16 protein-coding genes are annotated in these 15,226 nt (G+C 46.6%); 2 read left to right on the forward strand and 14 right to left on the reverse strand.

The window, feature by feature from the left end; translation table 11 throughout:
• Position 1 precedes the first annotated feature (1 nt).
• The 6 genes from ACZMB2_RS01440 to nrdR form a co-directional block, all read right to left on the reverse strand.
• Positions 2 to 1,228 (reverse strand): D-alanyl-D-alanine carboxypeptidase family protein, encoded by a 1,227-nt coding sequence (locus tag ACZMB2_RS01440; protein ID WP_487595177.1) that lies wholly within the window; start codon positions 1,226 to 1,228, stop codon positions 2 to 4.
• Positions 1,229 to 1,347: 119 nt separating this feature from the next.
• Entirely contained in the window at positions 1,348 to 1,833 is a 486-nt protein-coding gene (locus ACZMB2_RS01445; protein ID WP_487595178.1) for a divergent PAP2 family protein, read from the reverse strand.
• A 126-nt stretch (positions 1,834 to 1,959) separates the two neighbouring features.
• On the reverse strand, positions 1,960 to 2,136 hold the full coding sequence (gene rpsU, locus ACZMB2_RS01450) for a 30S ribosomal protein S21 (RefSeq protein ID WP_021737899.1): 177 nt from the start codon (positions 2,134 to 2,136) through the stop codon (positions 1,960 to 1,962).
• A 131-nt stretch (positions 2,137 to 2,267) separates the two neighbouring features.
• The gene (gene alaS, locus ACZMB2_RS01455; protein ID WP_487595179.1) at positions 2,268 to 4,907 is read right to left on the reverse strand and encodes an alanine--tRNA ligase; all 2,640 of its coding nucleotides are present in this window, start codon (positions 4,905 to 4,907) and stop codon (positions 2,268 to 2,270) included.
• 70 nt (positions 4,908 to 4,977) lie between these two features.
• Positions 4,978 to 5,535, reverse strand: a complete 558-nt coding sequence (gene efp, locus ACZMB2_RS01460) for an elongation factor P (protein ID WP_118769380.1) — start codon at positions 5,533 to 5,535, stop codon at positions 4,978 to 4,980.
• Positions 5,536 to 5,647: 112 nt separating this feature from the next.
• The gene (nrdR, locus tag ACZMB2_RS01465) at positions 5,648 to 6,097 is read right to left on the reverse strand and encodes a transcriptional regulator NrdR (RefSeq protein ID WP_487595180.1); all 450 of its coding nucleotides are present in this window, start codon (positions 6,095 to 6,097) and stop codon (positions 5,648 to 5,650) included.
• Positions 6,098 to 6,203: 106 nt separating this feature from the next.
• Here nrdR and ACZMB2_RS01470 point away from each other — a divergent pair, with 106 nt between their 5' ends.
• Positions 6,204 to 6,470: a PRC-barrel domain-containing protein gene (locus ACZMB2_RS01470; protein ID WP_487595181.1), complete on the forward strand. Its 267-nt coding sequence runs from the start codon at positions 6,204 to 6,206 to the stop codon at positions 6,468 to 6,470.
• A 75-nt stretch (positions 6,471 to 6,545) separates the two neighbouring features.
• A complete protein-coding gene (gene sigG / locus ACZMB2_RS01475; protein WP_487595182.1) occupies positions 6,546 to 7,322 on the forward strand; it encodes an RNA polymerase sporulation sigma factor SigG in 777 nt (258 codons plus the stop codon).
• A gap of 6 nt (positions 7,323 to 7,328) precedes the next feature.
• On the opposite strand, the gene sigE is transcribed toward sigG, so the two are convergent.
• The 8 genes from sigE to ACZMB2_RS01515 form a co-directional block, all read right to left on the reverse strand.
• The gene (gene sigE / locus ACZMB2_RS01480; RefSeq protein ID WP_487595183.1) at positions 7,329 to 8,069 is read right to left on the reverse strand and encodes an RNA polymerase sporulation sigma factor SigE; all 741 of its coding nucleotides are present in this window, start codon (positions 8,067 to 8,069) and stop codon (positions 7,329 to 7,331) included.
• An 11-nt stretch (positions 8,070 to 8,080) separates the two neighbouring features.
• A complete protein-coding gene (locus tag ACZMB2_RS01485) occupies positions 8,081 to 8,860 on the reverse strand; it encodes a sigma-E processing peptidase SpoIIGA (RefSeq protein ID WP_487595184.1) in 780 nt (259 codons plus the stop codon).
• Between the two features lie 135 nt (positions 8,861 to 8,995).
• Positions 8,996 to 9,754, reverse strand: a complete 759-nt coding sequence (gene aroD, locus ACZMB2_RS01490; protein WP_487595185.1) for a type I 3-dehydroquinate dehydratase — start codon at positions 9,752 to 9,754, stop codon at positions 8,996 to 8,998.
• Positions 9,755 to 9,776: 22 nt separating this feature from the next.
• Positions 9,777 to 10,646 carry a quinate/shikimate dehydrogenase gene (locus ACZMB2_RS01495; protein ID WP_487595186.1) on the reverse strand — a complete coding sequence of 290 codons (870 nt, stop codon included), beginning with the start codon at positions 10,644 to 10,646 and terminating at the stop codon, positions 9,777 to 9,779.
• A 100-nt stretch (positions 10,647 to 10,746) separates the two neighbouring features.
• A complete protein-coding gene (ftsZ, locus tag ACZMB2_RS01500) occupies positions 10,747 to 11,886 on the reverse strand; it encodes a cell division protein FtsZ (protein ID WP_487595297.1) in 1,140 nt (379 codons plus the stop codon).
• Between the two features lie 126 nt (positions 11,887 to 12,012).
• A complete protein-coding gene (locus ACZMB2_RS01505; protein WP_487595187.1) occupies positions 12,013 to 12,750 on the reverse strand; it encodes a cell division protein FtsQ/DivIB in 738 nt (245 codons plus the stop codon).
• A gap of 23 nt (positions 12,751 to 12,773) precedes the next feature.
• Positions 12,774 to 14,057, reverse strand: coding sequence for a UDP-N-acetylglucosamine 1-carboxyvinyltransferase (murA, locus tag ACZMB2_RS01510; protein WP_487595188.1), 1,284 nt, complete (start codon positions 14,055 to 14,057; stop codon positions 12,774 to 12,776).
• 44 nt (positions 14,058 to 14,101) lie between these two features.
• Entirely contained in the window at positions 14,102 to 15,184 is a 1,083-nt protein-coding gene (locus tag ACZMB2_RS01515; RefSeq protein ID WP_487595189.1) for an FtsW/RodA/SpoVE family cell cycle protein, read from the reverse strand.
• Between the last annotated feature and the right edge of the window lie 42 nt (positions 15,185 to 15,226).

The following is a 15,226-nucleotide window of genomic DNA, read 5'->3' on the forward strand; positions in this document are numbered from 1 at the left end:
TTTACAACAAAAAGATGCGGAACACCTGACCTATGTAGTCTCCGTAAGCAGCCCGTTCCACCGTGTCCGCCGCCAGAAGTTCCGTAGAACCAATCTCTCTGCCGTTCAGCACATAGACCATGCTGCCGATCCTGTCACCTTTCTCCACCGGAGCCGTTACCTCTTCCGGAAGCTTCGGCACCCGCTCCACCTGGGACAAATTGCTCCCATCTGTAGATACATAAGAAAATTCATCTGCATATTGAAGTTCGACCTGTCCCTCTACGCCTCCTTTTACCGGGATTTTCGGTAAAGCAACCCTGTTCTCATCCGTATAAAGGCTGCAGCAGGCAAACCCGCTGTTCAAAAGTGTCACCGCATCCTGAAAACGGCTTTTGCTGTCTGCACCGCCCATAATCACAGCAACCAGCTCAATATTCTCTTTTTTGGCACTGGCAGACACACAGAATCCCGCCACGCTGGTATAACCAGTCTTCAGGCCGGTCGCATATTCATACTGCCGGATCAGTTTATTGGTGTTAGTCAATCCAAATTCAAAGGATCCTCTTGCTGTCTGGTGGGTAATATTTTCCATCCAGATCGTACAATATTCGTGAATCTGCGGGTGATTTCGTAAAAGCTCCCGGGACATAAGTGCCACATCCCTGGCCGTTGTCAAATGTTCCTCTGCATCCAAACCGCAGCAGTTAACAAAATGGGAATTTGACATGCCCAATTCTTCCGCCCGGGCATTCATTTGTTTTACAAAATCCCCCTCACTGCCGCTGATATGCTCTGCCATGGCCACGCATGCATCATTGGCGCTCGCTACTGCAATACATTTCAGAAGGGTCTCAACCGTCTGTTTTTCATACGGTTCCAGATATACCTGAGAACCACCCATGGATGCCGCATGTTCCGATACCGTCACCATATCAGACAGCGCAATTTTCCCATCCTCCAGTGCTTCCAGAATGAGAAGAAGGGTCATAATTTTCGTCACACTGGCCGGATGGACTTTCTCATCCGCTGCTTTTTCCATCAGTACCGTTCCTGTGGAAACTTCCATCAAAAGCGCATGGGGTGCCGACACCTCTGCCGCCACCTGATTTAATTCCCGGTCTTCCTGTGTCCGGCTTTCCTCCGGTACCTCCGTCTCTTCCTGCTTCTGATCTTCCGCCGCCCATACAGCTGTAGGCTTTAATACCAGAAGCAATATCATCAGATATGCTGCCGCCCGCTTCCACATTTTCAGAGTATCACCTCATAGTTCTTTTACTCTATGTGTAGTAAAAAAGCAGAAAAATATGCATAAAGTAAGCCGGAAAACCTTTTTGATTTTCCGGCTTCGGTCATCTTCTATTTATATTACATAAGCATCAGACAGGCCACACAGATTCCCAAAATACATCCTGCTGCAACCTGCAGCGGTGTGTGTCCAACAAATTCTTTCAGACTTGCTTCCCAGAACTCGTACATCTTATCGTTTTTCTTAAAGGCTTCCACGAATCCTTCGGTACGGAAAAAATCGATCATTTCATTTAGGATCTTGCCCTGTTTTCCAGTCTCCATACGGACGCCCATGGCATCATGCATGACAATAATTGCCATCATGCAGGCAATCGCAAACTCAAAGCCGCCAAACCCATAAAGAATTCCTGCTGATGTGGCCATGGCACTGACAGTCGCCGAATGAGCACTTGGCATACCTCCATCCCCGACCATGCGCTCCCAACGGATCTCCCTGTGGAGCATTGCATAAATCATTGTTTTCAGCACCTGGGCAATGGCCCAGCCTGAAATTCCGCAGACCAACACTTTGTTATTGGTCAGCGCTGTAAAAAAGTCCCCCATTCTTTTGCTCCTGTACTTTTCTTGATTGGCTTTATAAATAAAAATCTCTATTACGAAATTCTCTGCCGGCAGCGCATTAACTAAGAAATGCCTTGACTTTACAGTCAAGGCATCACTGCACAATCCTTAATTATATTTACGCTTTCTAGCTGCTTCGGATTTTTTCTTACGCTTTACGCTCGGCTTCTCGTAATGCTCTCTCTTACGAATCTCCTGCTGGATTCCAGCCTTTGCACAGTTTCTTTTGAAACGACGCAATGCGCTATCCAAAGTCTCGTTCTCTTTAACGATTACATTTGACATAGTATCACACCTAACCTCCCTCCAGTTGTGTATTGTGCAGAATACAACTGTCTGGGTATTTTATTGCACTGCTAAAATTATATGCACCTTATCCCGTTTTGTCAACAGTTTTTTCTGTTTTTTTGCATTTTTTATTTAATCTGGCTTTCTACTACTTTTGCAGCCTCTTTAATGGCATCATCTACACCGGCCGGATTCTTTCCTCCTGCCTGTGCCATACCCGGACGTCCACCACCGCCGCCACCTACCAGTGCGGCAATTGCTTTGATCAGGTTGCCTGCATGAGCGCCTTTCTTCTGGGCCTCATCAGTGGCGGTTGCCATCAGGTTTACTTTACCATCATTGACAGATGCCAGTACAACCACACCTTCGCCAAGCTTCTCTTTCAGCTGATCACCTAAGTCGCGCAGACCATTCATATCCACACCTTCCAGTTTCGCAGCCAGAAGTTTGACCCCTTTAATCTCCTGCACCTGATTCATAACATCGCCAAGTGCATCTTTGGCAGCTTTGCTCTTCAAAGCATCATTCTCTGCCTGCAGGGATTTGATCTCGCTGTACAGATGTTCGATCTTCTCACATACAGACTGGGGAGCGGTCTTCAGAAGTTTTGCTGCTTTTGCAAGCTCTTCTTCCTGCTCTTTATAATATTTGAATACGCCGTCACCGGTCAGTGCCTCAATACGACGTACACCTGCTGCGATGCCGGACTCGGATACCAGTTTAAATGCAGTAATTGCACTGGTATTTGCTACATGAGTACCACCACACAGCTCTTTAGAGAAATCTCCCATGGATACTACACGTACCTTCTCAGAGTATTTCTCATCAAATAATGCCATTGCACCGCTCTTTTTTGCTTCCTCGATGTCCATAACCTGAGTCGTTACCGGAAGAGCTTCCTGAATCTTCTCATTGACCAGTTTCTCTACCTCTGCAATCTCCTCAGCAGTCATCGGCTGGAAGTGAGCAAAGTCAAAACGAAGTCTGTCCGGAGTTACCAGGGAACCTTTCTGCTCAACATGGCTTCCCAGAACAGTCTTCAGTGCTTTCTGCAGCAGATGAGTTGCACTGTGGTTCTTGGAAGTGCCTGCACGGCCTGCAGCGTCTACTTTCAGAGTAACCACATCGCCGGTCTTGATCATGCCTTTGGTCATACGTCCTACATGGCCGATCTTACCACCCAGCAGTTTGATGGTATCCTCTACCTGGAACTGCGCGTCGCCAAAGGTAATGATACCTTTATCTCCTTCCTGACCACCCATGGTAGCATAGAACGGAGTCTTCTCCGTGAAGATGGTTCCTACCTGACCGTCAGTCAGTGCTTCCACGATCTCCGCATCCGTGGTCAGAACGGTTACTTTGGATTCGTCAGTCAGGCGGTCATATCCGGTGAATTCACTGGTAACAGCTGCATCGATCTCATCATATACGGTCGCATCTGCTCCCATGTAGTTGGTCACCTCACGGGCAGAACGGGCCTTAGTACGCTGCTCTTCCATGCATGCTTTAAATCCGTCTTCGTCAATAGCGAAACCTTTTTCCTCCAGGATCTCTTTTGTCAGATCCAGTGGGAATCCGTAAGTATCGTATAATTTGAATGCATTCTCTCCAGACAGAGTCTTCTCACCGGCTGTCTTCATCTCCTCTTCCAGCTGTGCCAGAATGGAAAGTCCCTGGTCGATGGTCTTGTTGAACTTATCTTCTTCCTGATTCAGAACTTTAAAAATGAACTCTTTCTTTTCTTCCAGCTCCGGATATCCGTCTTTAGATCCCTCAATCACGGTCTCAGACAGTTTTGCAAGGAATTTTCCTTCAATTCCAAGAAGACGTCCGTGACGTGCTGCACGGCGGATCAGACGGCGGAGTACATAACCGCGTCCCTCATTGCTCGGCATGATACCATCGGAAATCATGAAAGTTGCGGAACGGATATGATCGGTAATCAGACGGATAGAGACGTCTTTTACATCATCCTTATGATATTCACAGTGTGCAAACTCACATACTTTATCTCTCAGTGCACGAACCGTATCTACATCGAAAATGGAATCTACGTCCTGAACAACGCTTGCCAGACGCTCCAGACCCATACCGGTATCGATATTCTTCTGTACCAGCTCCGTGTAGTTGTTGTGTCCGTCATTATCGAACTGGGTGAATACGTTGTTCCAGATCTCCATGTAACGGTCACAGTCACATCCTACGGTACAGCCCGGTTTGCCGCAGCCGTATTTTTCTCCACGGTCATAGTAAATCTCAGAGCAGGGACCGCAGGGGCCTGCGCCATGCTCCCAGAAGTTATCTTCTTTGCCGAATTTGAAAATGCGGTCTTTGGGAATACCGATCTCTTTATTCCAGATGTCAAATGCTTCATCATCCTCCAGATATACAGACGGATATAATCTCTGCGGATCCAGTCCGACCACCTCAGTCAGGAATTCCCAGGACCAGTGAATTGCTTCATCTTTAAAATAATCTCCAAAAGAAAAGTTACCAAGCATTTCAAAAAAGGTACCGTGACGTGCGGTCTTTCCTACATTCTCGATATCACCTGTACGGATACATTTCTGGCAGGTGGTTACCCGTCGTCTCGGCGGGATCTCTGCTCCTGTAAAGTAAGGCTTCAGAGGTGCCATACCAGAGTTAATCAGAAGAAGGCTCTTATCGTTATGCGGAACGAGTGAAAAGCTCTTCATTTTCAGATGGCCTTTGCTCTCGAAGAAATCCAGAAACATTCTCCGGAGCTCGTTTACGCCGTATTCTTTCACTTTCTTTTCCTCCTGTCAAAAGACCCGGATTCTCATCCAGGTCTTTCAGAAAATTCTTTCTCAGTTTTCCTTATACACGGGACAGATATTCACCGGTTCTGGTGTCAATCTTAATCTTGTTGCCCTGCTCTACGAACAGCGGTACGTTTACAACTGCTCCAGTCTCTACAGTTGCAGGTTTAGTAGCACCTGTAGCAGTATCACCTTTGAATCCCGGCTCAGTATCAATAATCTCAAGCTCTACAAACAGCGGAGCCTCTACTGCAAATACATTTCCGTTATGAGAACAGATCTTAACCATCTCGTTCTCTTTTACGAACTTCAGGGAATCTCCAACATCATCGCTGTTCAGTGCGATCTGGTCGAAAGTCTCTACGTTCATGAAATGATACAGATCTCCATCACTGTACAGATACTGCATGTCTACACGGTCAATACGTGCTGCCGGGAATTTCTCAGTCGGACGGAAAGTCTTCTCAACCACACCGCCGTTGATGATATTCTTAAGCTTGGTTCTTACGAATGCAGCACCTTTACCCGGTTTTACATGCTGGAACTCCAAAATCTGATAAACGTTGCCCTCGATCTCAAGGGTAACACCATTTCTAAAATCTCCTGCTGAAATCATTATGTTCGTCCTCCTTATGTTACAAAGGGGATAGCACAATCCCCTCACTTTAACTCATTTTATAATACTTCCACGATCATTTCAACTATTTTATAAGAATTTTTTTCATATTCTATTCCAAAATCTTCTTTAATTCATCCATAAACGTGTTTACATCCTTGAATTCTCTGTAAACAGATGCAAAACGCACATAAGCAACGGAATCCAGGTCCTTTAATTTTTCCATGACCAGCTCCCCAATCTTCTCACTGGAAATCTCCCGCTCTTCTTTATTAAAAATGCACGCCTCCACGTCATCCACCATGGCTTCGATCTGGGCTGTGGAAATGGGACGCTTGTGACAGGCCCGAAATACACCGCCTTCTATCTTAGAACGGTCATAGGTTTCCCGGTTATTGTCCTTCTTAATCACAATCATGGGAATCGTCTCCACTTTTTCATAAGTGGTAAACCGCTTGTGGCATTCATCGCATTCTCTTCTGCGTCGAATGGAATCTCCGTCATCCGCAGGTCTTGAGTCAATGACTCTGGTGTTATCTTTTCCGCAAAACGGACATTTCATGTGAGAATCCCTCCTTTTTTCTTTCGTCCAGTATATACCAGAAACCAAGAGAATGTCAACGAACGCCAGCGCATAAACTGACACTAAAAACAAGGTTTTGATCTCCATGCATTTTTGTGAATTAAAAGAAAAAGATGTCATAAACCGCTGCGACTGCAAACGGCTGGGAAGAGTCAGTGACCTGGTTCTGGATCCAAAAAACGGCTGCATCTGTGCCATCGTGGTGCCAGGACCTTTTCGCCTCTGCGGACTTCTGGGACCAGATCAGGAATATGTCATTCCATGGAAAAAAATCTGTCAGATCGGTCCCGATATCATTTTGGTGGAAGTCTGCATAGAAGAAATACTCGCCCCAAGAAAATTCTGGCATTAACCCAATTCTTTTGCATAACCATATGGTTTTGGGAAATCCTTTTTAACAAACCCGAAACTTGCAGGAGGCGGTCCCATGGTTATGAATAAAGTGGAAATCTGCGGAGTCAACACATCAAGACTTCCGCTTCTCACCAATGAAGAAAAAACACTTTTATTTGAGCGAATTAAGAAAGGGGATAAAGAAGCCCGTGAACTGTACATCAAAGGAAATCTCCGTCTGGTCTTAAGCGTTATCAGACGCTTCTCCTCCAGTAACGAAAATGCGGACGATCTTTTTCAAATCGGATGCATTGGGCTTATGAAGGCCATTGATAATTTTGACTGCACGCTGGATGTGCGCTTTTCTACTTATGCAGTACCCATGATCATAGGTGAGATCCGGCGGTATCTTCGGGATAATAACAGCATCCGGGTCAGTCGCTCCCTCCGGGATATCGCCTACAAAGCCATTTATACGCGAGAGATGCTTTCCCGGGAATCCTCGCAGGAACCCACTATTCAGCAGATTGCCGAAGCCATTGACATTCCTGCTGAAGAGATTGTCTACGCTCTGGATGCCATACAAAGTCCCATCAGTCTTTATGATCCGGTCTACACGGAAGGCGGTGATACTCTGTATGTGATGGATCAGATCAGTGACAAGAAAAATAAAGAAGAAAACTGGGTACAGAATCTTTCCCTGACGGAAGCTATGAAAAAGCTTACCCCCAGGGAACACCATATTATCAATCTTCGCTTTTTTGAAGGCCGAACTCAGATGGAAGTTGCCGAAGAAATCCATATTTCCCAGGCCCAGGTGAGCCGTCTGGAAAAAAATGCCCTAAAAACCATGCGCGGTTATTTAAAATAATCCATTTTACTCGTATTTTACAATTTCCTTTTTCAGACGGCTGATGATCTTTTTCTCCAGTCTTGAAATATAGGACTGGGAAATTCCCATAAGGTCTGCCACTTCCTTCTGAGTCATTTCCCGTCCTGCCGGCTGGTTCAATCCGAAACGGAGTTCAATAATCTTTTTTTCTCTTCCGGACAGTTTCTCCAAAGCTTTCCGCAGAAGTTTCCGCTCTACTTCATTTTCCAGATCGCGGTAAATAATGTCTGCATCTGTTCCCAGAATATCTGATAGCAAAAGCTCATTGCCATCCCAGTCCACATTCAACGGTTCATCAATGGACACTTCCATCCTTATTTTGCTGTTCCGGCGCAGATACATAAGAATCTCATTTTCAATACATCTGGAGGCATAGGTAGCCAGCTTGATATTTTTATTTCTATTAAAGGTATTGATGGCTTTAATAAGACCGATCGTTCCAATGGAAATCAGATCTTCCACACCCACTCCGGTATTCTCAAATTTTTTGGCAATGTAGACAACCAGACGAAGATTATGCTCAATGAGTGAGGCTTTCGCCTGGGCTTCCTGCTCCGTCTCCAACCCCATAATCGCCCGGCTTTCTTCCTCTGCATTAAACGGCGCCGGAAGGATCTCCGCGCCCCCTATATAATGGATTTCCCCTTTCTGTGCAAAAAACATGCTTCTGAGTTTCGGTGCTACTTTCAACTGAATCTGATTGGGTATGGTAACTTTGATGATCATATTGCCTCCTCTTACGAGGGGAGCAGGTCTCTGTGAAGCAGAAGCTGGCAGGAGCCGATCTTCTCCGGCATGCAGGCCACCTCTGGCCGTTCAATCCGAATCTGTTCTTCCGGACCGCCAATTTCCATGGCATCCAGTATGTACACATCCAGAACTCCTTCCCGGTCAATGGTCCGGTAAGGAATCTTCCGTGGAATCCGTTTCTGTTCCCTGCCTGCCAGCAGCTGTTCCATACAGCTCTGTTCCAGAATACTGACTGGTTTTCCGTTAAACGGATCGTACAATCCATTTCCCGTATCATACCAGGCATGCACCTGAATTCTCCTGACACCGCAGTACAGCATGGTCTCCTTTGAAAGACTGGCTTTCTTTCTTCGGCTTCTGAGAAATCCTTCCAGAATCAGCAATATCACTGCACTTATCCCTTCTGCCAGCCAAATGTGTGTTCCGCCAAAAGGATCCAGCATTTTCAGGAATCGTAAGATACCGCCCAGTGCAAATCCTTCCAGATAAAGCCCCACCGCTGCCAGCAGAAACCTTTTTTTCCCAGGCAGTCCAATGGCTGTCATAGCCGCAGAAAGCACCAGCATGCAAAAGAAATACGCAGCACTGCTCAGAGCCGCAGAATATACAGTCATAACGCAGGCTCCCCCACTTCCTAACACAGCCGACAGGAGAATCCGCCGGAATATGACCGGCAGCCTGCAGCACCATGCCGTGAGTAATAGCAGGATGATATTCATCCACAGATTTTCCAGAAACAGAAGATCCACATCTACTTCATAGTACACTTGCTTCCCTCTTTCTTATGGTTGCCACCATTATAGGAGGAAGGCTTCTGAAATTTTGTCGTTTACTGTTAAGATATGGACTGGATTACCGCCAGAAAATGACAAAGAAAAGCCGCCGGAAAATCCGGCGACTAATTATGACAGGATATTCAGAAATTCATTCATCTTTTCCACCGGAATCTGTCCCGGTGCAGATATATCTCCCACTGCTGCAAAGGTAATGGCTGATCCGGTCACCCCCCCGCTGATCCGGCTTATGATTCCCGTTTTTCCCATGGACATGGTAATCACCGGAATTTCCAGCGTTTCTGATGCAGTCAGCGTTACCTGCAGGAGGTTCAAAACATCCTGCGGACATCCCGGCATCACAGCCAGCTTTGCCACTGCCGCTCCCATCTCTTCCATACGTTTCAAACGGCGCAGCATTTCCTCCGATGCCGGAGTTGCCACAAAATCATGATTGGATGCAATCGTATGTACTCCCAGTTCTTCCAGTTTTCGAATATGGTTTTCCGTCCGGGTTTCATCCATAAAAGCCTCCACATCTACCAGATCTGCAAAACCACAGGCTGCTGCCCGTTCGTTAAGCTGATAGTACGTCTCCTTATCTATGGTCCTCTGCCCGCCTTCCCCGGCGCTTCGGAACGTATAAAGAATTGCCTGGGATTTCAGAATTTGTCGAAGCATGGCAAGAATCTCTTCCAGCTTTCCCTCTGTAAAGATTTCCTCATAGAAATCCGCACGCCATTCTACTACTTCCACTGGAAGTTTGCTGATCTCTTCCGCTTTTTCCCGGATAGTTTCTTTCGTCTCTGCTACAATGGGCACGCAGATCTTCGGCCTTCCCTCGCCCATAACCGTTCCGCTTGGCCCCAGTCCAAATGTTCGTTTCATGTGTTGTTCCTCCCGGTATGATTTAGGTAAAATACTTTTCTTTCACAAGACCGATAGGCATTTCTTTGCCGGTCCACAGGGTAAATGCATAGGCTCCCTGATAGAGCAGCATGTACATACCGTTAAAGAACGGGCATCCCACGCTCTCTGCCATGGAAAGGAGCTTGGTCTTCCGGGGATTATAAATAACATCTGATACAATCAACTCCGGATGAAGGAATCCCGGATCCGGAACCAGACAATCATCCTCATGAGGACTCATACCTACAGAAGAAGCATTAACCAGAATTCCACTTTCTCCGATACTCTTTCGCATCTGTACTTCGTCTGCCAGTTCAAACATCTGAATTTTGCAGTCAGTTGCTGCATTGACGCGATTCACCACTTTCTCCGTCTCTCCCCAGGAATGACCTTTTCTGGCGATGACATCAACGGCCGATACCCCGTCCAGTGCCGCCTGGGCAATAATGGAAGCCGCCGCTCCCCCTGTTCCCAGAATGGTCATCTTCTTGCCGATAATGTTAAATCCGGCATCTTCCACCGCCCGCATATAACCTTTTCCATCGGTATTGTATCCGGTCAGCACACCATTCTCCTGTACCACCGTGTTCACGGCTCCAATGAGTTCCGCTTCTTTGGAACGAATATTCACACGCTCAAACATGCTCCGTTTGTGCGGCATGGTACAGTTCCATCCTCTTGCATTCATGACAATCAGGCCGTCCACTGCCGTTTCGAATTCTTCCGGAGGCACATCAAAAGCCAGATATACATAATCCAGCCCATGATACCGGAAAGATTCATTATGCATGGCCGGAGACACGCTGTGTGCCACCGGACTGCCTAAAAGGCAGGTCAATCCTGTATGTCCTGTAATTGGTACTCCATTCATGGTTTGTTTCCTCCATATAAAAATAACCGCCTATGGAAAGGGATACAGCACGTATTCTTGCCATAGACGGTCCGCTGTTTTTCACAACTTTTCCGTAAACTTATCTGTTTTTCTGGAAGAACTGCGGAATCTTGATCTCCTGCTCTTCCACAGTGCTCTCCGGTTTCTTGAAGCTCTTCAGCCCAGGAAGCGGCTGCATGGTCATTTTCTGTTTTACTGCTGCAGTCGGTACGGTCCCTGTACCTGCTGCCGGCTTCTGTGCTGCTGCCGGACGATATCCCGGAAGAACGGATTTCGTACCACTCTCCTGCAGACCGGTTGCAATGACTGTAATGCTGACTTCATCTGTGTTGGTTGCATCGTACATAGCTCCAAAGATAACGTTCGCATCCTCGCCTACCTGCTCCTGTACGTAGCTTGCCGCATCATTGGCATCAATCAGGGAAATATCACCGGATACATTGATGATAACATGGCTTGCACCTGCAATCGTAGTCTCAAGCAGCGGGCTGGTAATTGCCTGTTTTACAGCCTCCAGTGCCTTATCATCACCTCTTGCGGTACCAATACCAATATGAGCAATGCCCTTGTCAGTCATGACCGTCTGAACATCTGCAAAATCCAGATTGATCAGTGCCGGCAGATTAATCAGATCCGTAATACCCTGTACTGCCTGCTGCAGTACTTCATCTGCCTTTTTCAGTGCTTCCGGCATAGTAGTTCTGCGATCTACGATCTCCAAAAGTTTGTCATTCGGAATAACAATCAGGGTATCCACTGCTTCTTTCAGCTTTTCTATACCCATAAGTGCGTTATTCATACGCTGTTTTGCTTCAAAACGAAACGGTTTCGTTACCACGCCGACTGTCAGAATTCCCATCTCTTTTGCCGCTCTTGCAAGTACCGGGGTTGCTCCGGTACCGGTACCGCCACCCATACCGCAGGTAACAAATACCATATCTGCACCCTGAATTGCCTCTTTCAGCTCTTCGATGCTCTCTTCTGCAGCCTTCTCGCCGATCTCAGGCTTTGCGCCAGCGCCCAGACCTTTGGTCAGTTTATCACCAATCTGAATCGCTGTCGGAGCTTTGCAAAGCTTCAGTGCCTGCTTGTCCGTATTGACTCCAATAAACTCGACTCCGCCAATCTGTTCCTCTACCATTCTATTTACAGCATTATTACCTGCTCCGCCCACACCTACAACGATGATACGCGCAGCAGATTCCATTTCATTCGTCATGATTTCCAACAAGGTCAAATCCTCCTTCAAACACGGTATCCCACGCAATCTTACAATATATCATAGCTTTTTTTATGTAAATAAGCAACCATAAATTTGATTTTTTTTGCATGAATTCTCTTTTTTTTACTTGGATGCTTCCAATGAAATGTGAGTACTCTCATCGGTATAATTTTCCATATGCAAAGTTCCCGATTTTCCTTCCAGATCTGCCTCCAGTTTTTTCAGCCGTGATACTTTTTCATCCAAATAATCCCCTGTTCCCAATGCCACTGTCACATCTTCCAGTTTCAAATACAACTCCGAACCGTTTCCAAACCGTATTTCATCCGGATTCAAATCATACTTGTCCAACAGTTGAGTAATTCTCAAAATGGTCTGGAAAATCTCCGGATCCTTTACGGTCAGCGCCTGATGCATGGTAAGGCTGTCAAATGAAAGTCCTTTGATCATAGGGACTCCATCCATGACCTGGTCAGAGCTTTCTACCACGATACCATCTTTATCAAAATACACATTTTTTCCCAGATACTGCACATACCCTACAATGTTTTTCTCATAAACCCGGATCGTAATACTGCTGGGGGAATCGATCTTTACTTCGAAGGTATCAATAAACGGGATCTCCGGATGTTCCATGTAATTGTAACGAATGTAGAGATACAGTGTATTCCGCTGCAGTCCTTCTCCTACAATAAAATCTGCCACCTGTTCTTTTGTATAATATTCATTTCCGGTAATGGTCACTTCCCGTACCCGAAAAACGCCAAACACGGACAAAAGCAGCACCACAACCACCGCCAGTACTGCCCCTGCCAGTATCATTCCTTTCCAATATCTCTTTTCTGATCTGTTTCCTGCCATGTTTTTTCCTTCAATCACTTAGGTTATGAGTAGTTTACCACAACTCCCAGATTTTTTAAATCCCCACATAAATCTTCATAGCCCCGTTGTACAAATTCCATTCCACTAACCGAACTTACCCCTTCCGCGGCCAGAGCCGCCATAACAAGGGCTGCGCCACCTCTTAATTCTTTTGCTTCCAGGTCTGCACCGTAAAAAGTTTTCACCCCTTCGATGAGGGCAAAAGCTCCTCCCGCCTGAATATTCGCTCCCATTTTCTGAAGCTCCGGCACCACCTGAAAGCGTGCTTCAAAAATTTTCTCTTCCAGAAAACTGAAACCGGTCGATTTTCCAAGCACTGCCATAAGCACTGACTGAAGATCCGTTGGGAACCCTGGAAATGGAGCTGTTGTCAGATAGGAAACCGGACGGACCGAACGGTTCATATTTACGGATATCCAGTGATTGCCCGGATCAGTCTCCACATCCGCCCCAAGTTCTTCCAAAAGTTCCGGTAATGTTCCCAGATGATTCACCTGAACATTCAGAAGCCTTGTCTCTCCACCTGTAAGCACTGTCCCCAAAAGATACGTACCTGCCACAATCCGGTCAGACGGAACAATATACTCTGCCGCATAGAGTGTATCCCTTCCCTCCACGGAAATGACCGGCGTTCCATCCCCTTGAATACGGGCTCCCATTTTTCTGAGAAATTCTGCCAGTTCCACAATCTCTGGTTCCATGGCCGCTCCATGAATCATGGTCTGCCCCTTTGCCGTCACTGCAGCCAGCAGAATATTCTCCGTAGCTCCTACGCTTGGAAAATCAAGATAGATTTCTGCCCCCTGAAGATTCTCTGCACGTCCGCAAAGAGTATGTTCTTTTCGTTCAAATACCGCTCCCAGCTGCTCCATTCCCTTTAAATGCAAATCAATGGGTCTCCTGCCAATGGTACAGCCGCCAGGATAGGGAATTTCCACCTGATGCATACTGCCAAGGATACTTCCCAACAGATTAACGGTGGAACGCATCTTTCCCGCGCCTTTCCCTTCGATCTTCCATTTTTCTGCATCTCTGGTATCAAGAATCAACATGTGGCCTTCTCTTTTTACTTTGCAGCCAGTCTCTTCCAACAGCTCCAGCATATGTTCCACATCCGTAATTCTGGGACAGTGATGCAGAATGAACACTCCTTTTCCCAGAAGCGTGGCCGCCAGAATCGGGAGTACCGCATTTTTTGACCCCTGCACCAGCAATTCCCCCTGCATTCTCTGAGGTCCTCTGACATACAGTTTTTCTTCACCCACATCCATATCCTCCGGACCCATCAACAGGTCAGCTGCTATATACTATGATATGCACCATCTGCCTGTCAATGTTCCTTTTTCATCTCTCTGGACACACTTAGCACAAGCCCCATTTCCATCAGCAGAAAGACCACCGAAGTACCACCGTAACTGATGAGCGGCAGCGTAATGCCCGTGTTGGGAATGGTGTTGGTGACCACCGCAATATTTAAAATAACCTGAATCATAATGTGTCCCATGACACCGGTCACCAGTAAAGTACCAGACAGGTCCTGGATGTGGGTGGCAATGACCATCAATCTCCAGATCAGAAATCCAAACAGCAAAATAACACCACAGGCTCCTGCAAGCCCCAGCTCTTCACAGATAATCGAAAAAATCATGTCGTTCTGGGCTTCCGGCACAAATCCCAGTTTCTGCATACTTTTCCCCAGTCCCACACCGAAAATACCGCCGGAGCCGATGGCATAGAGTCCCTGCATCGTCTGATAACCTTTTTCATAGAGCTCCGGATTTCTCCAGATGGCAATCCGTTCCAGCCGGTAGGATTCTACACTTAAAAAAATTCCGGCAAACACGATTCCCAAGAGCCCCAGCCCGATAAACGGAAGAAACTTCGGATTTGCCACAAATACAAGAATCACTGCAATACCAAGAATAATAATTGCGGTACTCAAATTGTTAGTCCCAACCAGCCCCGCAATAGGAAGAACCGACGCGATGGTCAGGAACATCTGCTTCCAGGATTTCATCTGCTTTTCCTTCCGGCTGATAAGAAAGGACAGCAGCAATACCACCGTAAGCTTCGCGAATTCCGACGGTTGAAAAGAAAACGGCCCCAGAGAAAGCCATCTTCTGGAACCGTTATATGCATCTCCAATAAACAACACTGCTGTGGAAAGTGCGAGAGACAATCCATAAACAGGAACTGCCAGCCGGATCAGCCGCCGGTAATCTGCAAGAGAAGTCAGATACATGACCATCCAGCCAATACTGGTGGCAAAAAACTGCTTTTTTAAATAATAGGCAGGGTCTGCGAATTTGACCCTGCCATTATATACACTCGTGCTATAGAGCATCACCAGTCCGAAAATGGTAAGCGCCAGAATCAGGAGCAGCAGTCCCTTATCGACTTTTTGCTTATCCATGCCTTCCGCCTTTCGCAAAAAGGAATTCTCTAACCAGTTTAT

The organism is Hominiventricola sp., from assembly GCF_057604405.1.